Origin of the sequence: Enterobacter cloacae complex sp. ECL414 (genome assembly GCF_021869685.1) — a bacterium.
In the GTDB taxonomy this organism is placed as follows: Bacteria; Pseudomonadota; Gammaproteobacteria; order Enterobacterales; family Enterobacteriaceae; genus Enterobacter; species Enterobacter kobei.
In genome coordinates this window covers 994,977-1,013,877 of record NZ_CP091481.1, presented here as the reverse complement: position 1 = coordinate 1,013,877, position 18,901 = coordinate 994,977, and the positions used below count along the sequence as shown (strand labels likewise).

General features: G+C 54.7%; 18 protein-coding genes. 6 read left to right on the top strand and 12 right to left on the bottom strand.

Annotation, left to right across the window (positions count from 1 at the left end):
- Window positions 1-97: 97 nt before the first annotated feature.
- A complete protein-coding gene (locus L3068_RS04650; protein ID WP_014882734.1) occupies window positions 98-556 on the bottom strand; it encodes a YaiI/YqxD family protein in 459 nt (152 codons plus the stop codon).
- 97 nt (window positions 557-653) lie between these two features.
- Between L3068_RS04650 and proC the strand changes: the two genes are divergently transcribed.
- A complete protein-coding gene (proC, locus tag L3068_RS04645) occupies window positions 654-1,463 on the top strand; it encodes a pyrroline-5-carboxylate reductase (RefSeq protein ID WP_014882733.1) in 810 nt (269 codons plus the stop codon).
- 14 nt (window positions 1,464-1,477) lie between these two features.
- On the opposite strand, the gene adrA is transcribed toward proC, so the two are convergent.
- The 5 genes from adrA to L3068_RS04620 form a co-directional block, all read right to left on the bottom strand.
- Window positions 1,478-2,581 carry a diguanylate cyclase AdrA gene (gene adrA, locus L3068_RS04640; RefSeq protein ID WP_087529064.1) on the bottom strand — a complete coding sequence of 368 codons (1,104 nt, stop codon included), beginning with the start codon at window positions 2,579-2,581 and terminating at the stop codon, window positions 1,478-1,480.
- A gap of 102 nt (window positions 2,582-2,683) precedes the next feature.
- Window positions 2,684-3,004 carry a phosphate starvation-inducible protein PsiF gene (psiF, locus tag L3068_RS04635; RefSeq protein ID WP_014882731.1) on the bottom strand — a complete coding sequence of 107 codons (321 nt, stop codon included), beginning with the start codon at window positions 3,002-3,004 and terminating at the stop codon, window positions 2,684-2,686.
- Between the two features lie 274 nt (window positions 3,005-3,278).
- Complete coding sequence (iraP, locus tag L3068_RS04630; RefSeq protein WP_014882730.1) at window positions 3,279-3,539, bottom strand: anti-adapter protein IraP; 261 nt, start codon at window positions 3,537-3,539, stop codon at window positions 3,279-3,281.
- 209 nt (window positions 3,540-3,748) lie between these two features.
- A complete protein-coding gene (locus L3068_RS04625) occupies window positions 3,749-4,963 on the bottom strand; it encodes a multidrug efflux MFS transporter (RefSeq protein ID WP_023332216.1) in 1,215 nt (404 codons plus the stop codon).
- A 168-nt stretch (window positions 4,964-5,131) separates the two neighbouring features.
- Window positions 5,132-5,815, bottom strand: a complete 684-nt coding sequence (locus L3068_RS04620; RefSeq protein ID WP_014882728.1) for an extensin-like domain-containing protein — start codon at window positions 5,813-5,815, stop codon at window positions 5,132-5,134.
- A gap of 103 nt (window positions 5,816-5,918) precedes the next feature.
- On the opposite strand from L3068_RS04620, the gene ddlA reads away from it, so the two are divergent.
- A complete protein-coding gene (gene ddlA, locus L3068_RS04615; RefSeq protein ID WP_014882727.1) occupies window positions 5,919-7,019 on the top strand; it encodes a D-alanine--D-alanine ligase in 1,101 nt (366 codons plus the stop codon).
- Here ddlA and L3068_RS04610 read toward each other — a convergent pair.
- Window positions 7,016-7,246: a DUF2754 family protein gene (locus L3068_RS04610; protein WP_045269298.1), complete on the bottom strand. Its 231-nt coding sequence runs from the start codon at window positions 7,244-7,246 to the stop codon at window positions 7,016-7,018. The two genes, ddlA and L3068_RS04610, sit on opposite strands and share 4 nt — an antisense overlap.
- A 249-nt stretch (window positions 7,247-7,495) precedes the next feature.
- Between L3068_RS04610 and L3068_RS04605 the strand changes: the two genes are divergently transcribed.
- The gene (locus L3068_RS04605; protein WP_014882725.1) at window positions 7,496-7,795 is read left to right on the top strand and encodes a DUF2755 family protein; all 300 of its coding nucleotides are present in this window, start codon (window positions 7,496-7,498) and stop codon (window positions 7,793-7,795) included.
- Here the strand turns inward: L3068_RS04605 and L3068_RS04600 are convergent.
- The 3 genes from L3068_RS04600 to L3068_RS04590 all read right to left on the bottom strand — a co-directional run bounded on the left by L3068_RS04600 (window position 7,792) and on the right by L3068_RS04590 (window position 10,773).
- A complete protein-coding gene (locus tag L3068_RS04600; protein WP_023332214.1) occupies window positions 7,792-8,889 on the bottom strand; it encodes a DUF1615 domain-containing protein in 1,098 nt (365 codons plus the stop codon). The genes L3068_RS04605 and L3068_RS04600 overlap by 4 nt on opposite strands.
- Window positions 8,890-8,903: 14 nt before the next feature.
- On the bottom strand, window positions 8,904-10,124 hold the full coding sequence (gene sbmA, locus L3068_RS04595) for a peptide antibiotic transporter SbmA (RefSeq protein ID WP_047625542.1): 1,221 nt from the start codon (window positions 10,122-10,124) through the stop codon (window positions 8,904-8,906).
- A gap of 115 nt (window positions 10,125-10,239) precedes the next feature.
- Window positions 10,240-10,773, bottom strand: a complete 534-nt coding sequence (locus L3068_RS04590; protein WP_014882722.1) for an isochorismatase family protein — start codon at window positions 10,771-10,773, stop codon at window positions 10,240-10,242.
- Window positions 10,774-10,977: 204 nt separating this feature from the next.
- Here L3068_RS04590 and ampH point away from each other — a divergent pair, with 204 nt between their 5' ends.
- Window positions 10,978-12,138, top strand: coding sequence for a D-alanyl-D-alanine-carboxypeptidase/endopeptidase AmpH (gene ampH, locus L3068_RS04585; RefSeq protein WP_047027705.1), 1,161 nt, complete (start codon window positions 10,978-10,980; stop codon window positions 12,136-12,138).
- Between the two features lie 2 nt (window positions 12,139-12,140).
- On the opposite strand, the gene L3068_RS04580 is transcribed toward ampH, so the two are convergent.
- Both L3068_RS04580 and L3068_RS04575 read right to left on the bottom strand, forming a co-directional pair.
- Window positions 12,141-12,764, bottom strand: coding sequence for a helix-turn-helix domain-containing protein (locus tag L3068_RS04580; RefSeq protein WP_023332210.1), 624 nt, complete (start codon window positions 12,762-12,764; stop codon window positions 12,141-12,143).
- 92 nt (window positions 12,765-12,856) lie between these two features.
- Window positions 12,857-15,631, bottom strand: a complete 2,775-nt coding sequence (locus tag L3068_RS04575; RefSeq protein ID WP_117581176.1) for an autotransporter YaiT-related protein — start codon at window positions 15,629-15,631, stop codon at window positions 12,857-12,859.
- A 450-nt stretch (window positions 15,632-16,081) separates the two neighbouring features.
- Between L3068_RS04575 and hemB the strand changes: the two genes are divergently transcribed.
- Together hemB and olsF are read left to right on the top strand one after the other, a co-directional pair.
- Complete coding sequence (gene hemB / locus L3068_RS04570) at window positions 16,082-17,056, top strand: porphobilinogen synthase (RefSeq protein WP_008503294.1); 975 nt, start codon at window positions 16,082-16,084, stop codon at window positions 17,054-17,056.
- 72 nt (window positions 17,057-17,128) lie between these two features.
- Window positions 17,129-18,832, top strand: a complete 1,704-nt coding sequence (gene olsF, locus L3068_RS04565; protein ID WP_117581177.1) for a bifunctional ornithine lipid synthase OlsF — start codon at window positions 17,129-17,131, stop codon at window positions 18,830-18,832.
- The last annotated feature ends 69 nt before the right edge of the window (window positions 18,833-18,901 follow it).

The window sequence follows — 18,901 nt, the reverse complement described above, 5'->3', positions numbered from 1 at the left end:
TCATTGCAGAAGATGTGTAGAATACTTTACTGCAAAGCGGTACGGGATGACAACCCTGCGGAAGCCACACTGTACCACAAAGTGACAATAATTATCATTACGCTGTGCGACGCTTCACTTCCAGCAGCCATTTATCCAGTTCGGCAGCAAACTGCTGGCGATCGCGCTGGGACAGGCTGTCCGGCCCTCCGGTCTGCACGCCGCTGGCCCGCATGGTATCCATAAAATCACGCATAGTGAGTTTTTCCCGGATGGTTGAAGGCGAATAACGTTCACCGCGCGGGTTGAGCGCCGCTGCGCCTTTCTCCAGCACTTCCGCCGCCAGTGGAATATCAGCGGTAATGACCAGATCCTCCGGGCTGCACAGACGAACAATTTCATTATCCGCCACGTCGAACCCGGCCGGGACGCGCAAGGAACGGATAAAGCGCGAAGGCGGAACGCGGATATTCTGGTTCGCCACCAGCGTCAGTGGCATCTGAACGCGCTCGGCGGCGCGGAATAAAATCTCTTTAATCACATTAGGACACGCGTCCGCATCAACCCAAATCGCCATATTGTCTCCCCATAATGTCTCTGCCGACTATTGTCGCCTGCATTTCGTTGTTAAGCTATCAATCAGAGAAAACAACGCATAATGACGGAGAATCGTGATGGATAAGAAAATCGGGTTTATCGGCTGCGGTAACATGGGCAAAGCCATCCTGGGCGGCCTGATCGCCAGCGGGCAGGTTCTGCCCGGTCAGATTTGGGTCTATACCCCGTCACCGGACAACGTCGCCGCATTGCGCGATCAATACGGGATCAACGCCGCCGAAAGCGCGCAGGAAGTCGCCCAGGTCGCCGATATCGTCTTTGGCGCCGTTAAACCGAACATCATGATCAAAGTGTTGAGCGACATCACCTCCAGTCTGAATAAAGAGACGCTGGTCGTGTCGATTGCCGCGGGCGTGACGCTCGATCAACTGGCCCGCGCGCTCGGTCATGACCGTAAAATCGTCCGCGCGATGCCTAATACTCCCTCACTGGTTAATGCCGGTATGACCTCCGTCACGCCTAACGCGCTGGTGACCTCAGAAGAGGTGGCTGATGTGCTGAACATTTTCCGCTGCTTCGGTGAGGCGGAAGTCATTGCGGAATCCATGATCCATCCTGTTGTCGGCGTCAGCGGCTCTGCACCTGCATACGTGTTCATGTTTTTAGAAGCCATGGCCGACGCCGCCGTGCTTGGCGGCATGCCGCGTGCGCAGGCGTATAAATTCGCCGCGCAGGCGGTGATGGGTTCCGCCAAAATGGTGCTGGAGACCGGTAAACATCCGGGCGAACTGAAGGACATGGTCTGCTCGCCTGGCGGCACGACCATCGAAGCGGTACGAGTGCTGGAAGAACGTGGATTCCGCTCTGCCGTCATCGAGGCGATGGCAAAATGCATGGAAAAATCAGAGAAGCTGAGTAAATCCTGATTTCTGACCGGGCGTCAGGCGGCCACTTCGGTGCGGCCGCGCCCGGCATTTTTCGCCTTATACAGCGCCACATCTGCCGCCTTCAGCCATTCCCGGTAATGTCGAAACTGCGGCCCCCATGGGGCAACACCTACGCTGATGCGCAGAGGCTCTTTCGGTGCGCACGGTAAGGACAACGTTTCCAGACGCTCGTGCACCCGAGACATGACGGCGATGGCGCTTTCAGCCGCTGTCTGCGACATAATCACGGCAAACTCATCTCCGCCAAAACGGCCTATCGCATCGCCTGACCTGACTGACATCTGAAGCTGACGGGTAAGAGCAACAATCGCCTTATCGCCCACGTCATGCCCCCAGGTATCATTGATGTTTTTAAAGTGGTCGATATCAATCAGCAAAATGGTGGCGTTGCAGTGGCTCCGGCGGCAGTGCTCAAACTCATTACGCAGCAGCATTTCCCAGTGTCGTCGGTTAAAGACCCCGGTCATGCCGTCGCGGGTACTCATCATTTCCAGCCGCCGCTTGTGTTCCGCAAGCCTGATGGCCGTCCGGTGGCTGAGCCAGGCAAACAGCATGGGATAAAGCATGAGCACCGGAAGCGTTAAGCCCCACTCCACGGGATCGGGGTGGAAGACAGTTACTTTCCCGACGAGGGGCAGCGTCACCAGCGCGGTCAGGAGGGTTAATGTTATCCCCACAAGAAACAGGCGGCAGCCACCGGATCCCATCATGTTCATTCCCACCATCATTACCAGCGCTGCCGTAGGTAATGCATACAGCCCCATCACGCCAATCCAGAGTCCGGCGATAATGGCATCCATCTTAAGGTTGAAAATCTCCTGCTGGTGAGGTGACGCGGCGCGGCAGGATAACTGCCAGGCAAAATGGGGCCAGACGAACGCCCACCCTACCAGGATCAACCACCAGCCGCCGGGTAAAAAATGGATGACCAGCATTCCCGCCACGGGGAAAAACATGGCTGCCAGACCAACAGCGCGCGCCAGCCGAACCCGCCGGGCAAACTGGATGCCGGCGCGGTAAGGGTCATCCTGAGAAAGGGTTAAACTCCACTCTTCCCGAATGCGCTTTTTGTTGTAATACGTTTCATCATTCATCATTTTTGGGAATATTCTGAAACATTTTCCCAAATTATAGAGAGGGGGACTGCGGGGAAAGTATGAAATTTCGGGTGAGCAGCCGACGCCACTCACCCGTTAGAACTACACTTGTTTCTTCAGACAGGCACTCATGAACTTGCTGCGATCGTCTCCCTTCAGGGACTGTTCGGTCGCTTTCGCATTACACTCGCGCATTTTTTGCTGCTGCGGCGTCAGACTTTTTTCGCCAGGCTTCGCGGCACCGTTTTTAAGGCAGTCGCTCATATAGGTCTTACGGGCATCGCCTTTCAGACTCTGGGACGTCGCCTGTTGATTACAGGTCGTCATCCGTTGCTGCTGAGGCGTTAGCGTTTTTTCTTCCGCATTCGCCGAGGAGATCAGGAACAGGCCGGAGAGCAGAGTAACCAGTAATGTTGTTTTCATTGCACCATCCTTTTGTGAATATTCCCTGTAAGTCTGGTTCGTAACAGGAAAAAAACCACCCGGCAGCGGTGATTTGCCGGGAATTTCTCATTTCAGACCCAACGTACCGGTATTGGCGGTATCGACATAAAGGATAGGGGAAGTAACGCGATAACACGCGTGCTCTGTTTCACTTTTATTTTCTCCCGGTACAAACAGATAAAAAATAAATACAGAGCAGCGCCAGGCATCCTGCATGACAATTTTGTGAAACGTCAGAACCGTTCGTGACGGCTTAACTGCGCGGATGCCTCAACAGCTTCTTTACGTATTGCTGCAGCAATTCGGCATCCTCTGGTGGAACCTGAGTGTCGGGTCGAGCCTTATCCAGCGCCCCTTCGATGCTATTGATTAACGCCTGCTGATCGGATGTATCCATCCGCCGCAATAGCGCGGTGACGACAATTTCCAGCGCTTCGACCTGGGCAACCAGTTCTTTAGACTCTTCTTCCTTTTGTGCAAGCTTAACCAGCAACTCAGCAATGAGATTCTTCATCGTGCTATTTCCTTACGGGGTTTCCTCTGAAATTAACACCAGGAATGAAATATGCAAAGCGGAGAAAAGTATTATCTTATGTAAAAGTGACATTACCGCCAAATTAGGGTGCCACCCTTATTAGCGAAACGTTTTTCTATAAAAAACGCCGCATTTAGTTATATAAAAATACGGCTACCATAAGAATATATAATACACCCGCGAAAGGACTATTTCGCTGATTTCGCCTCCGCCATTCGTGTTCGACGGCGCAGGGCAATCGCCAGCTGGATAATATTGATTAAAACGACAATTGCCGTAGCAGCAAATACCCAACGAAAACCTGCCATCGCAGAAACGGATGCGCCAATAAGCGGACCGGCAACGTTGCCTAAATACATAAACGACTGGTTATAACCAAAAATACGTCCGGTGACCTGGTCGCTGGAATATTTGACCAGCAAGGTCTGTACGGCAGGCAACATAGCCCCATCGGCGAAACCGAGTAAAAATCGCAGCACGCCCAGCTGAAGCGGAGAGGTAACAAACGACATCGCGAAAAAGAGCACCACCGCAAAAATCAGCGTCGCCATCAGGATACGCGCCGTGCCGATCCTGTCCCCCAGCTTCCCCAGACGTGGCGCAGAGATCAGCGCGGAAACGCCCGGCACGGCGGCAATCATCCCGCTGAGAAAAGCAATATTATTGCTGTCTGGCTCCATTGATTTAATAAACAGCGCCAGAATGGGCCCCACCGAGCCGTTACAGAGCTGGATCACCATGGTGGTGACAAACAGGCTGATCATTAGCCCTGGGTAAGGCAGCGAGGCGAAGACGGCCTTACCGCTCAGGCGTTCAGACTTGCTGACAACGGGGCGCCCTCCCTCTTTGATCAGAAAGAGCGTGACCAGAAAGCTAACCACCAGCAGGATCGCAGTGATGATAAATACCGCGCGCAGCCCAACGTGGTCTGCCAGAAAGCCGCCCAGCAGCGGGCCACCGATGACGCCGCTTATCTGCGCCGTTGAGAGGGTGCTCAGCGCCCAGCCGCTTCGTTCGCGTGGCACCTGAGAGGCCACCAACGCCATGGCATTCGGAATGTACCCGGACGTCAGCCCCATCACCGCCCGCAGGAAAAACAGCTGCCAGACGTTCGTGGCGAAGGCCTGGAGCAGAATCGCAATCGCCATCCCGAGCGAGGCGCGCAGCAGCATCAGCTTACGGCCTTTCCGATCCGCCAGGCTGCCCCACATCGGAGACACAATGGCGGAGACCAGAAACGTGACGCTGAACGTCAGACCGGACCACATGGAGAGTGCTTCGTGGGAGGTAACCCCCAACTGCGACACGTACAGCGGCAGGAACGGCAGGATCTGGCTAATGGCCAGCCCGGTAAAAAAGCAGCCGAACCAGACCGAGATGAGATTAACTTTCCAGGATTCCATAAAGAAATAGTCTTCATTTTTAGGCGAATTCGCCGTCAGATTAGCAAGTTACGCACGCCGGCGTCGCACCAGAGATGCGGCCTTGCTGACTTTGGTGTTTTATCTTCCCAGTCATCATATTTGTGAAATAAGTCACAAATCATCCACTTTCTGGCGGAAGATTATGCTTCAGCGACAGAGTCCGAAACCGCGCATCCCCAGATGAAAATGGTTGGCATGCGCCGCGTTATACTCCGGCCCCAAACCGTTACCGTAGTAGCCGCAGCTGGCCGCCAGCAGGGCTTTCAGCCATGGCTGCGTTTTTGCCGATTTCCAGCCGTTCAGCACCGTGACGCGCTCCCCGTTCGCCAGCCGAAAAGCGGCGATATCCAGCGCGTCTGCGGTGGCATGCTCACTGCGCCGCGCATCGGGCCGGTGGTAGATATTGCGACAGGCAAAGCTGCCAAGGTGCTCAATGCGCGTCAGCTCATGTCCCGTGAAGCGCTGCGTCAATGGCCGGGCCTGCTGGCTGACAAACAGTGCAGAGCTGAGCGCCAGCGGACAGCTGGCAAGAAAACTGCCGTTCAGACTCACCGGGCCGAAGTCACGCACGCGCACGACGTTGCGCAGCGGACATGTCCCGCCGCCGTCAGCGACCGGTTGGGTGCGGATAAGGTTTCGTTGATTGGCCTGCGTTAACAGGCTCGCGCAGGCTTCGGGGGTTAAACGTCGCAGTTTATACTGGGTAATGCGGCCAGGGGGATCGTCCAGGGCCAGCGGTTTAAATGGATTGTAGTAAGACGGCAACCAGCGATAACCCGCCGTTGCGACTGCCCCCAGGATGAAAACGGTCAGCAGAGTTTTTCCTTTCACGTTCCCCCCTCACTCTTCCCCAAAACATTATGGCAGAAGGCCGCGAAACCCGCAGGGCATCGTGGTATGTTATTGGCTTTTCGTCAGACTGGAAGAGAGTGAGATGGCAAAGCAGCGCGTAGGTATTGTCTTTGGGGGAAAATCAGCGGAACACGAGGTGTCATTGCAATCGGCCAAAAATATCGTTGATGCGATCGATAAAAGCCGGTTTGACGTGGTCCTGCTGGGCATTGATAAACAGGGCCAGTGGCATGTTAACGACGCCAGCCAGTATTTGCTGAATGCCCACGATCCGGCGCACATCGCCCTCAATCCTTCGGACATCAGCGTCGCGACCGTTCCTGGCGTCATGAAGGGACAGCTCATCGACGCCGGCAATGCGCAGGCTCTCACTCAGATCGACGTGGTCTTCCCTATCGTACACGGCACGCTCGGGGAAGATGGTTCCCTGCAGGGGATGTTGCGCATGGCCAACCTGCCGTTCGTCGGATCAGACGTACTGGGATCCGCCGCGTGCATGGACAAAGACGTCACCAAACGCCTGCTGCGCGATGCCGGACTGAATATCGCGCCATTCGTCACGCTCACCCGCGCCAACCGCGACAAGTACAGCTTCGCGCAGGTTAGCGGTCAACTGGGGCTGCCGCTGTTTGTGAAGCCTGCCAACCAGGGGTCATCCGTGGGCGTTAGCAAAGTCGCCAGCGAAGCAGAGTTCACGCAAGCCGTCCGTCTGGCGTTTGAATTTGACCATAAAGTGGTTATTGAGCAAGGGATCAAAGGTCGCGAAATTGAGTGCGCCGTGCTGGGCAATGATTTTCCACAGGCGAGCACCTGCGGTGAAGTGGTCTTAAACAGCGACTTCTACTCCTACGACACCAAATACATTGATGATAAAGGCGCACAGGTCGTTGTTCCTGCGGATATCGATCCGGCGATCAACGACAAGATCCGGGCGATCGCCATCAGCGCCTACCAGACTCTCGGCTGCAGCGGCATGGCGCGCGTGGATGTCTTCCTGACGCCGGAGAACGACGTGGTAATCAATGAAATCAACACGCTGCCGGGCTTCACCAACATCAGCATGTATCCAAAACTGTGGCAGGCCAGCGGGCTTGGCTACTCTGAGCTGATCACCCGCCTGATCGAACTGGCGCTGGAGCGTCACGCCGCCGACAGCGCGCTGAAAAGTTCCGTTAACGGTTAATCGGCACCCTTCGCCGTCTCTTCCGTCGTCGTCTCTTCCGGGCGACGGCGGATAATCAACCCCGCCAGCCAGAAACCGATCACCCAGGTAACCAGCCCGACGGCATAGGTTTGCCACCCTTTTGCTTCAAATCCTAACAGCCCCACGACGCCGTTAAGAATAAAAATCAGCCCAATAGCAAAGGCATAGTAGTGCCAGTCACGGCGAAGTTTGGACGTGAGCTTCATAACAACTCCGGCAGGAAAAAAAGACATCCTCTCACAGTTTAAGCACGAGGTCTGTGGCAGATGCGGAAATTCTGAAACGCGACGCAATTTCACTTAAGTTTAAAAATTGTGACGCGCTGCAGAAATCAATAATCCAGGAGAATTCCTGAGCGTAAATTACCACGATTCTGATATTGACAAATGCAATCACCTGTCAAACTCACCCCGTAAGACGCGTATTAAAACAGAGTTATACCTCGGGAGGTCAACATGGCTGACTTTACATTGTCGAAACCGATTTTTGGCGGCAAACCAAAAACCTCTACGGCGGGTAATATCGCGTATGCCTTGTTTGTCCTTTTCTGCTTCTGGGCAGGCTCCCAGCTGCTCAATATGCTGGTCCATGCGCCAGGTGTTTATGAACACCTGATGCAGGTGCAGGATAACGGGCGTCCGCGAGTGGAGATTGGCTTTGGCGTGAGCACGCTGTTCGGTCTCGTTCCTTTCCTCGCGGGGTGTATGATTTTAGGCGTAGTCGCGTTAGTCCTGCGCTTTCGTCGTCGCCATTAAAGCCCCATACAGCGAGCCCGGCGATCGTCCACGCGCTTCGCAAACCAGGCTGTGGTCAGGTTACGTGTGATCTTCGGGCTTTCCAGCTGAATACCCGGCAGGATAGCCCTCGGTAACGTTTTCCCACTCTTCTGCTCCGCAAGGGCAAACACTTTCTTGTAGAGATCCGTTTTCTCGAATGCCAGGCTATCGCCTTTTTCAAGCTGACGGCGGATATCGCTGTTGCTCATATCAAGTGCTGTCGATAATGTCCGTACCGCGCTTTCGGTGCCTCCCGCCTCGCTGCTGCCGTAGGCGATGAGATCGCCGTCCAGCGCCAGCTTGACGCCGCTTGCGCGGCTAAGCGCACTTTGAAACGCCGCGTTACGGCTGGCATACCAGCCCGCATTAAAGTCTGCGAAGCGGTACAGCGGCGCGTTGTAATTCGCCGGATAGTTCAGCAGATGATACGTGCCGAACCACAGTCCGCCGCGCAGTGAGAAGACCTCCTGGCGCACCGTACCGTCAATTTTCCATGGATAGCCGTCGGTATGCTTCTCGGCAAACGCGATGCTCACCTGCATTGGTCCGCCGGTGTGAACCGGGTTGAGCGAGCCAAACAGTTTCTGCCCCATTGGCACCATGTTGATGAAATCATCAAAAATGGCGCTGAGCTGTTTTTCGGTTTTCACCGTGTCCAGCCGGTCGCTGTAGCTTTTACCGTTCGGCGAGGTGATTTTCAGTGCGGTATGCACGAGGAACACCGGGATATGCATCGATTCCGCGCGGCGGTCGATCTCTTTCCAGGCAATTTTATTCAGACCCGGCACCACCGGGTCTGACTGGTACATGGACTCCTGCTGCGCCACCGCCAGCACCGAGCAGATATTTTCCTCGGTCGGGGCAATCTTCTGGCTTTCAAAGGTTTTAGCCAGCGCATCTGCCCACGCATTGCGATCCTTCACGCTGGCGGGCATTTTTTGCCGCACAACGCTTGCCACATCCACGGGCTTTTCACCCTTTTTGAGCGGGGCTGCCCCTTTTTCGGCACAGCCCGCCAGCACCAGAGCGGCCAGTAAGGACAGCGATAACGCGCGCGGTACGGCAAAAGACATAGCAACTCCCTGTATTAGCTAAAGGTATTGGTCACTTCCTGCAGGTCACGATCGTCCAGCTCACGCTCAAAGCTGCGCAGACGTTTGTAGATGGACATCAACTCCACCAGCGTGGTCCAGGAGCTGATCAGATACTGGAACGACCCGCGCACCTGACCGAAAACATTGGTGATCTGCGTCATCAGACCGAGCGTAATCGTACCCGCAACGATCGACGGAAACAGCAGGAACAAGCCGAAAACGTTATCCACCTGCAGATACAAAATGCGCGCAATGTTGAAATACATATAGTGGAAGTAAAGGCGGAAGTAGTTACGACGCACGGCACCAAACAGCTCACGGACGGTCGGCGGCGACGCGCGGCTGGCGTCATCTTCCCCGTAAACCAGCTCTTTACGATACGCTGCTTCGACGCGCTGATTTTTAAACTCCAGACCCGGCAGCTTGATCCCCACCACCGCCAGCAGGCCCGTGCCCATCAGCGACCAGACAATCGCAGCAATCACCAGACCATACGGCAGATGGCCGACAATCGGCAGCTCCGGCACATGCGCAGAGAGCGTCACCAGTACCGGCAGGAAAGCAATCAGCGTCATGATGGCGTTGATGAAACTGACGCCCATATCTTCAAGGGTGGAGGCAAAACGCATGGTGTCTTCCTGCACACGCTGCGCGGCACCTTCGATATGACGCAGATGCTGCCAGTGCGCCATGTAATGTTCGTTCATCGCGGTACGCCAGCGGAAAACATAGTGGCTGACGAAGAAATTGTTCATAACACCAATGATCACCGCAATAAGCGCGATACCGAGGAAGACGCCGACTTCATGGTAGAACTGGTTAATAGTGACCTTGTGCGGCGAACTCAGCGCGGTCTGAATCAGATCGTAGAACGGTGCATACCAGGCGTTTACCGCCACCCCCACTTCCACCAGGAACCACGTCACAAAGATGATCAGCGAGGTACCGAGAATCGACCAGTACTGCCAGCGGTGCGGAGAATAGACAAACCAGAACAGCGCAAACAGCCCTACGCACAGCATGTAGTAGGCGTAAAACAGCAGATAGCTCAGTGACCAGAAGCGCGCTGCGCTAATCGGCACGTCGCCTGTCGCCCCAACTATGCGTGCCAGCCATGCACCGCCGCCCGCCTGCCAGAAAACGACCGCGATCAGTGCCCAAATAAATGCCGACAGGAAAAATGGCCCCGGCTTTGGGAAAAAAGACTTAAACATGATGCTTCCTTCTTGTTGTTATGGTTGTTGCTGTGCTCAACACATGACCAAACGGATACCCTGCCCGGGCCGGAAGACCGGCTCGGGCAAAAAGGTCAGACCCGAGGGTTGATTATTAGTTCGCTTTCCAGTTTTCGAGAATTGTTTCGGTGCGTTTCACCGCGGGAGGGTTCATCGGTGCAATGAAGTTACGCCAGACGTCATTATGGTGGTTAATCAGAATCTGTGCTTCAGCCGCCGGGCGATTCGCGGTGGTATGGGCATCCTCAGCCACGGTAATGTGGTAGCCCCGACTGACGCCGTTTTTAATTGTCGCGTCCACGCAGTAATCCGTGGCGCAGCCGCAGATGACAAACTCACGAATTCCGTGTTCACGTAACAGCGCTTCAAGCGATGTGTTGTAAAAAGAATCACAGGCGGTCTTGGTAACGTAAAGCGCATCAGCCGGTTGATGGAGTTCAGGCAGCAGCGCAAACCCTTCACTTCCTTCTTCCAGCCCCCCGGCCTCGGTATGCTGAATAAAAATGACGGTGTCGGCCGCCTGCGTAAGCTGGTTGATCAGAGAGACACACTTTTCGCGCTGATGACGAGGGGTTTCAAATACCCCGTTTTGCATATCAACCACCATGACCACACGCTTTTCAGACATACCGTTCTCCGTAAGATTGAGTAATACTGGTGCCTATCATAAGCCCGATGCCAGAAAATGGGAGAGCGCTCGCAAGTAAATTATTCATATTTACCCATGGTTACGTTTTTCTGGCTATCGTTATGCTATTCCGGGCATTGCACGGTAGAGATTAGTAGTATAAATACCCATTACTTTCTTCATTCACTTCATGGATGCTTTTCGTTGAAACGTTGTCTGCTCTCTTTTGCCGCGCTGTGTGCGGTGAGCTTCTCCACCGCCCAGGCGGCCCAACCGCTGACGGCGCCCGTTTTGGCTTCAGACATTGCCGATCGCTACGCGAACCTGATCTATTACGGCAGCGGCGCAACCGGGATGGCAATGGTGGTTATTGATGGCAACCAGCGCGTATTCCGCAGCTTCGGTGAAACGCGCCCAGGCAATAACGTTCACCCGCAGCTGGATTCCGTCGTTCGCATCGCGTCCTTAACCAAGCTAATGACCAGCGAAATGCTGGTGAAACTGCTCGACCAGGGCGTGGTGAAGCTCGACGATCCGCTCAGCAAATACGCCCCACCGGGTGCACGAGTGCCGACGTATCAGGGAACGCCCATTCGCCTTGTGAACCTCGCGACGCACACCAGCGCGCTACCGCGTGAGCAGCCTGGCGGGGCGGCGCACCGCGACGTGTTTGTCTGGCCCACCCGTGAGCAGCGCTGGAACTACCTGAGCACCGCCACGCTGAAGGCGGCCCCGGGTTCGCAGGCCTCTTACTCCAATCTGGCGTTCGACCTGCTGGCGGATGCCCTCTCAGCGGCCGCGGGCAAACCCTACACGCAGCTGTTTGAAGAGCAGATAACCCGTCCGCTGGGGATGAAAGACACCACCTTTACCCCTTCTCCGGACCAGTGCCGTCGCCTGATGGTGGCGGAGAAAGGTGCAAGCCCGTGTAACAACACGCTGGCGGCAGTGGGGAGCGGCGGGGTCTATTCCACCCCAGGCGACATGATGCGCTGGATGCAGCAGTTCCTCTCATCGGATTTCTACTCGCGCAGCAGCCAGGCCGACCGTATGCAGACCCTGATTTATCAGCGAACTCAGCTGCACCGTGTGGTCGGAATGGACGTACCGGGTAAAGCCGATGCGCTCGGCCTGGGCTGGGTCTATATGGCACCCAAAAATGGCCGTCCGGGTATTATTCAGAAAACCGGCGGCGGTGGCGGGTTCATTACCTATATGGCGATGATCCCGCAGTCCAACGTGGGCGCATTTGTGGTGGTCACCCGCTCCCCGCATACGCGTTTCGTTAATATGAGTGATGGCATTAATAACCTGGTGGCTGAACTGAGCGCCAATAAAGCCCAGGTGCTGACCGCGTCTAACTGATCTTAATATTCCGTGGGCAAGCGGTTGATACTGACCAGCTTGCCCCGGCTCATATTAATGTAGTTTCCCTGCCGCAGCGCAGCGAGAACCTCAGCAACAACCGAGCGCGAAATACGGGTGCTTTGTTGAATATGATTCATCACACCAATTTTCGAGCGCAACGTTTCATCCCACTCCGCCATATTCAGCAACATGGCACGGATCTGGTGATAAGAATTATTTCCCACCAGCTGCATGTCGCGTTTCGCAAGAATGTAATTTATCCATGATAACCAGGTGAAGGCCTCTTTCCAGAGCGCATTCTGTTGTATGAGCTGACGGGTGGTTTCCGTGGATAAATAAAAACCCGTACAGGGTGTTTTGGCGATAACTTTGTATTCGTGACAGTGTTTAATCATCACGGTGGATAGCCCAAAAATAAATGGCGCTTTCGCAATCCCCAACAGCAATTCATCTGGATAACGATAGATTTCGATTATACCGGTCTGTAATACGACCGTGCGTGACTCATTGCACTCGTGAGAAGTAATGATTTGTTGTGGAGCACATTGAAACGTACTACTGGCTGCTATCAGACACTGTTCGAGCCGGCTTAATTCAGAAAGCGGTTTCGCATTAACGTTCATGCAGACCTCAAGACATCCGTATTGGTCGGTTCAATATTGTTTTTTGTTTTTATCGTAAAAAAACGGGGGATATTCTCCCCCGCTTTCAGGTATTACCAGGTATATTTCACACCCAAATTGGCGCCCCAGTTCTGGTCAACGTCACCGCCGCCAAGATACGTGGCATCCGTGTACGCGCTGAAGTTCTTCGTGAAGCTGAACTGCGTACCCAGCCCTACACGCACCGCAGAGCCTTTAACGCCGTTGTCGATGCTGTCGTCGTTGATATCCGCAGTGTTATCAGCATCATCATAGACATAGGCCAGCTTGAAGTAAGGCGTCAGCGCCTGCTCGCCACCGTAGTTGAAGGTATAACCCGCATCCAGGCCGAGTTCATAGCGCAGGCTATCGTAAGATTGCCCATCAACGCGCATGTCATTACTCAGGCGATAATCATCCCCGGACTGGAACAGACCGGATACCGCCGCGTAAGGGGTTACGTAGCCAGACAGGTTTGGTTTCCAGTCATAGCCCAGCTTCATGCCAAAGCCAACCGCATCGGTGGTCGTGTCACCGTCAACGTATTGACCGTTGCTCATGGTAGCTGAAAGGTCGTTGTTAAAGCGGGTGTAGCTCAGGGAGCTGTCGAGGAACATATCGTTCGCAAACTTCGCAGAGGCATAGATCATTGCCGTCTGGCTGTCCTGATCGACCTGACCGGTACGATCGCTGATATCCCCCTTCGCGAAGCCTGCTGCACCGCCGACGATCCACTTCGCATTGTTACCGTCAATCTGGGTGTCCAGACCGACCATAATGCCGCTCACGTCCTGATCGTAGCTGATAACGCCATTGTCACCGTCGTAGTTGCCACCGAAGTAGCTCACCCAGGCTCCGCCATTGTCCGCCAGGCCATGACGGCTGTTGGTCAGACGCGAACCGACGGTATCCTGCTGCAGATTCCAGATATTGGTATTGGCAGAAGGAATGCTCAGCGCCATGTTGGCATAGTCGGTCAGCGATTTCTGCTCAAGGACAACGGTATCACCCTGCTGCTGTGCCTGATAGGTGTAAGCCCCTAAATCCGCTTTGTTTGCGGCAGTAAAGTGGGCTGCGGTATCCGGATTGTTATCATAAACACGGACGATCTCTTTGTTTTTGTAATCAGCGACGGAGCCTGCGCCGGTCGCATCATCAATGCGCACTTTATAGTTACCGGCAACGTCACCGTTCACCGCCAGATGGCCGTCTGAGTTCAATGCGACGACACCATAGTCGTAGTCCGCGCTGTAACGATCGTTAGTGATATAACGCGCGTTATTCAGATCGCTGTTCAGCACGTAATCACGGCTGGCTACGTTCAGTACGCCGCCGTCGGTCAGCACCATATTGTGCGTGTCGACCTGACCCAGACCCAGCGCCAGCTCGGCACCGTTATCGACGGTGATCGTATTCGCATACAGCGCGGCCGTCTCTTCGGTCAGAGCTGCACGGCTATCGCTGTCCAGATAGAGGCTGTCTGTCGCTACGCCGCCGCTGTCGCCAATATTCAGCGATGAAGCATTGGTCAGGGTAATAGAGTCCGCCAGCAGGCCAGCGTTTTCAACGTTGACCTGAGAGCGGTTATTCACCGCCAGCGCGTCGATGTTAGAGACCTTACGGGTATCCCACTCGGAACCGTTGTCCAGCGTTACGTTGAACAGGCCGCTCTGGTAGACCGCTTCGCCCGCTACGTGGCCGTTGCTGTCAAAGGTGGAATCAGGCCAGATGCTGTTAGGCGCCAGCGCATGCCAGTCAACGTTGCTGTAACCCTGGCCGTACATCTGCGAAGTGCCAATGGCTTCAACGCTGGACTGCGCCGCACCGACCCACTTGCTGCCGTTGGTCAGCGTCACGTCCAGCCTGTCGGTGCCATCCCAGCCGTTAGTGGTTGGGTTATAGACGCCATCATCGGTGGTATCGGTTGCCGGATCGCCATTTTCGTAGAAGTTGTTATCGAAGGTGCTGGCGAACAGGATGTCGCCGGTGACGGTAGAATGGTCGAACGTGGCGGTGGTCTGCATGGCGTTGTCAGATGCGCTGGCCGCAACGATCAGCGCCGCGTCATCCGCACCCGTGGCGTGGGTTTCACCGTAGTCGCTCGGCTTAGCCGTTTGACCGTAGAATCCGCTGGTACCCAGATCGCTGTAGGCGCCTGACGTCAGCACGGAGTCTTTAACCACCAGCGTATCGGTGAACACGTTTGCGCTGTTCGCCACGCCTTCAACGCCGTCATACGGAGTATTATCGAGCTCCTGATAGCCCTGCGTTAGCGTAATGCCCGCAACGTGGGAATTATTCTGGATAACAATATCAGACTCCACGTCCAGCGTAATCGCGTTACCGAGAGCGTAGGTATCCTGATAATGGGTTTCCGTCGTTTCGCCATTCACGACGTCATAAGCGTAATGCTCGTAAGCGTCGTTGATCGTGCTGTTATCGACGGTCAGGCTAAAACGATCGAACTGAGCATGTACGGTACCGTCGGCGTCTACGCCGTCGGCACAGTTTGCGGTCATACACTCAGAGGTAATCATACCGTTGATGGTGCTGTTAGAAATGCTGAGCGCATTTGAATGACCATTGATGCCGTCATCCAGATAATACGTCGAAATAACGCCATTCACCGTTGATTTATTGATCACCGGATAAATATCACCGTCATGGCTGGCATCAGTGTAATCCCAGTCAGCATAACCATAATACCACGGGGTTGAGGCGGCGTTATCATATCCAAATGTATTATACGTCGTACCGGAAATATCTTTCGCATTGGCCTGAGAAGCGATAGCCAGGGTACAGGCTAATGCAAGTTGAGATACAACCAGTTTCTTTTTCCATGTTTGCATTGGGTCATCCCTCCTCAGGGACGTAAGCAAGTTTGTCCGTCAAATCATTGTGCAATATTCAATTGCGGAGAGAATTATGCAGTTGCATTTAGAAAAGGTTCAATGAATGATTCCATTAAGTCCGCATACAGACAAAAAAACAGAAAAAAGGTCAACCACACAGCAGGCAATCATTATAAACATTATAAAAACAGAAAGTTGAAAATTAATTTCATAACTCACATTAATATTATTAAAATAAATAGATCATTATTTTTTATATATTCTATCTGATATAGAAATCATACTAATCATTCCCCTTTTCCTGAAAAAACAGACCGCGCGAGTGTAGAGTGAAAAAAGGTTCTTCAGCCGTCAATTTGAGAAAAGAAAAAAGCCTACTTTCGTAAAACAACGGCCTTCACTTTGAGGTACACTAGGCCTCTTTGTTCCACAAACATCAGGCATCCCATGACCGATTTAATTGCACGTCCCCGCCGTCTGCGCAAGTCACCTGCACTGCGCGCTATGTTTGAAGAGACAACCCTGACCTTAAACGATCTGGTGTTGCCGATTTTTGTTGAAGAAGAGATCGATGACTACAAAGCCATCGAAGCCATGCCGGGCGTAATGCGCATTCCGGAAAAATATCTGGCGCGCGAGATCGAACGCATCGCCAACGCGGGGATCCGCTCGGTGATGACCTTTGGCATCTCCCATCATACCGACGCCACCGGCAGCGATGCGTGGAAAGAAGATGGTCTTGTCGCCCGTATGTCCCGCATCTGCAAAGAGACCGTGCCGGAAATGGTCGTCATGTCAGACACCTGCTTCTGCGAATACACCTCTCACGGCCACTGCGGCGTGCTGTGCGATCATGGCGTGGATAACGATGCCACCCTGCTGAATCTCGGCAAGCAGGCCGTGGTCGCGGCCGCTGCGGGTGCAGATTTCATCGCCCCTTCTGCCGCGATGGATGGACAGGTTCAGGCGATTCGTCAGGCGCTGGATGCGGCAGGCTTCACCGACACCGCCATCATGTCCTACTCCACCAAATTTGCCTCCTCCTTCTACGGCCCGTTCCGTGAAGCGGCTGGCACGGCGCTGAAGGGCGACCGTAAAACCTATCAGATGAACCCGCTGAACCGCCGGGAAGCGATTCGCGAATCCCTGCTGGATGAAGCTCAGGGCGCAGACTGCCTGATGGTCAAACCGGCTGGCGCGTATCTTGATATTCTGCGCGACATCCGCGAACGCACTGAACTGCCGCTGGGCGCTTACCAGGTGAGCGGCGAGTACGCGATGATCAAATTCGCCGCGCAGGCGGGAGCGATTGACGAAGAGAAAGTGATCCTCGAAAGCCTGGGTGCGATCAAACGTGCGGGCGCGGACCTGATCTTCAGCTACTTCGCGCTGGATCTGGCTGAGAAAAAAATCCTCCGCTAATCTTCACCAAACTGCAATACAACCGACATCTGCTCCTTCTACTGTCTTCGCAAGACGGCAGGAGGAGTAACCATGTTTAGCCTCGATAGCGTTCTCGACGATCTTTGGCCTCAGGCGAGGCCTGCACCCTGGCAAAAAAGTCTGTTAAAAAGACTGTTTTACGAAGATGAATTCCAGCAGTTTGCCGCCGCGCACCGCCACCTCAAAGGACTGGACATGGTGGAGCAAGTTCTGGAGCACCTTGATATTCTCTGCACCGTTTCCGCCCGCGATCTCGAACAAATCCCCGAACATGGCCCGCTGGTCATTATTGCCAACCACCCGACGGGTACGCTGGACGGGCTGGCGCTGTTGTACGCCGTCTCCCGCGTACGCCGTGACGTAAAAGTCGTGACCAACCGGATGCTGACCCACCTTGAGCCTCTCAGTTCACTCTTTATCCCGGTGGACAATATGGGGGGCAGGACGGCGAAATCCTCCCTGGTGCAGATGGAACAACATCTGCAAAATGCGGGCGTACTGATCTTCTTCCCGGCGGGAGAAGTTTCACGTCCAACGCGCAAAGGCATTCACGATAAAAAATGGCACCCGGGCTTTATCAAGCTCGCCAGCAAGCTGCGCGCGCCGCTGCTGCCGGTGCATATTCAGGCGCACAATAGTCTCCTCTTTTATGCCAGCACGCTGGTGTCGCCGACATTGTCGATGCTGCTGTTAATGCAGCAGATGTTCCGCCGCCGCCATAGCCAGCTGCCGATTAAAATCGGCCAGCAGATCGCCTGGCATCACTGGCACAGCGCCACCCTTTCGTCGCGTGAGATGGCCGAGCAGTGCCGTCAGCACGTGATGCGTCTTGGCAAGGGAATGCCTGGCGTCTTTAAAACCCAGTGCGCCATTGCTCGTCCGGAGGACCGGGCGACTCTGAAACGCGCGCTGACGCAGGCCGAGTGTCTGGGCAAAACCGGCGACGGTAAGCTCATCTATCTGTGGCAGCGCAACGGCCAGGAAGAGGCTCCGCTGCTGCGCGAGCTGGGCCGCCTGCGCGAAATTGCGTTTCGTGCGGTGGAGGAAGGGAGCGGCAAGCGCCGGGACACCGACCGTTACGATGACGATTATCTGCACCTGATCCTGTGGGATGATGAGGATCTGGAGATCGTGGGGGCGTATCGCTTTATGCCCACCGCAAAGCAGATTGCGCATCGGGGTCCGGAAGGGTTGTACAGCTACAGCCTGTTCCACTACGACGATAAAATGCAGGACGTGCTGGAGCACGGCATTGAACTGGGTCGCAGCTTTATTCAGCCGCGCTACTGGGGACGCCGCGGCCTGGATTATCTCTGGTCCGGGATTGGGGCTTATCTGGCACGTTATCCGCACTACCGTTATCTGTTTGGCCCGGTCTCGATCTCCGGAGGCTTACCGCCAGCGGCGCGGGATCTGCTGGTGGCATTTTACCGTCTGTGGTTCCCGGCAAGCCATCCGCTGGCCGCGTCGCGCCAGCCTTATCCTGCATCGTTACCGGACGTGCTGGCACAGTTTGGCGGCGTGGATTACGTGGACGATCTGACGAAGCTGAAATCCCTGCTCGGCAATCTGGGCTGCGGCATTCCGCCACTCTACAAGCAGTATTCCGAGCTGTGCGAACCGGGCGGCGTGCAGTTTATTGATTTTGGCAGCGACCCGGCGTTCAACAACTGCGTCGACGGGCTGGTGCTGGTGGATTTGTGCTACCTGAAGACGAACCGCTATCAGCGGTATATAGGGGTACACTCTTTGTAGGCCGGGTAAGCGCAGCGCCACCCGGCAAAAACGGTGCAAAATTGCCGGGTGGCGGCTACGCCTTACCCG

Bases quoted from the DNA above. Each gene is read 5' to 3' on its own strand.
- adrA (WP_087529064.1), bottom strand. From the start codon at position 2,581: ATGATGAATGATGAAACGTATTACAACAAAAAGCGCATTCGGGAAGAG.
- proC (WP_014882733.1), top strand. From the start codon at position 654: ATGGATAAGAAAATCGGGTTTATCGGCTGCGGTAACATGGGCAAAGCC.
- sbmA (WP_047625542.1), bottom strand. From the start codon at position 10,124: ATGTTTAAGTCTTTTTTCCCAAAGCCGGGGCCATTTTTCCTGTCGGCA.
- L3068_RS04610 (WP_045269298.1), bottom strand. From the start codon at position 7,246: ATGAAGCTCACGTCCAAACTTCGCCGTGACTGGCACTACTATGCCTTT.
- L3068_RS04590 (WP_014882722.1), bottom strand. From the start codon at position 10,773: ATGTCTGAAAAGCGTGTGGTCATGGTGGTTGATATGCAAAACGGGGTA.
- L3068_RS04625 (WP_023332216.1), bottom strand. From the start codon at position 4,963: ATGGAATCCTGGAAAGTTAATCTCATCTCGGTCTGGTTCGGCTGCTTT.
- L3068_RS04650 (WP_014882734.1), bottom strand. From the start codon at position 556: ATGGCGATTTGGGTTGATGCGGACGCGTGTCCTAATGTGATTAAAGAG.
- ddlA (WP_014882727.1), top strand. From the start codon at position 5,919: ATGGCAAAGCAGCGCGTAGGTATTGTCTTTGGGGGAAAATCAGCGGAA.
- L3068_RS04575 (WP_117581176.1), bottom strand. From the start codon at position 15,631: ATGCAAACATGGAAAAAGAAACTGGTTGTATCTCAACTTGCATTAGCC.
- L3068_RS04600 (WP_023332214.1), bottom strand. From the start codon at position 8,889: ATGTCTTTTGCCGTACCGCGCGCGTTATCGCTGTCCTTACTGGCCGCT.
- L3068_RS04580 (WP_023332210.1), bottom strand. From the start codon at position 12,764: ATGAACGTTAATGCGAAACCGCTTTCTGAATTAAGCCGGCTCGAACAG.
- L3068_RS04605 (WP_014882725.1), top strand. From the start codon at position 7,496: ATGGCTGACTTTACATTGTCGAAACCGATTTTTGGCGGCAAACCAAAA.
- iraP (WP_014882730.1), bottom strand. From the start codon at position 3,539: ATGAAGAATCTCATTGCTGAGTTGCTGGTTAAGCTTGCACAAAAGGAA.
- psiF (WP_014882731.1), bottom strand. From the start codon at position 3,004: ATGAAAACAACATTACTGGTTACTCTGCTCTCCGGCCTGTTCCTGATC.
- hemB (WP_008503294.1), top strand. From the start codon at position 16,082: ATGACCGATTTAATTGCACGTCCCCGCCGTCTGCGCAAGTCACCTGCA.
- olsF (WP_117581177.1), top strand. From the start codon at position 17,129: ATGTTTAGCCTCGATAGCGTTCTCGACGATCTTTGGCCTCAGGCGAGG.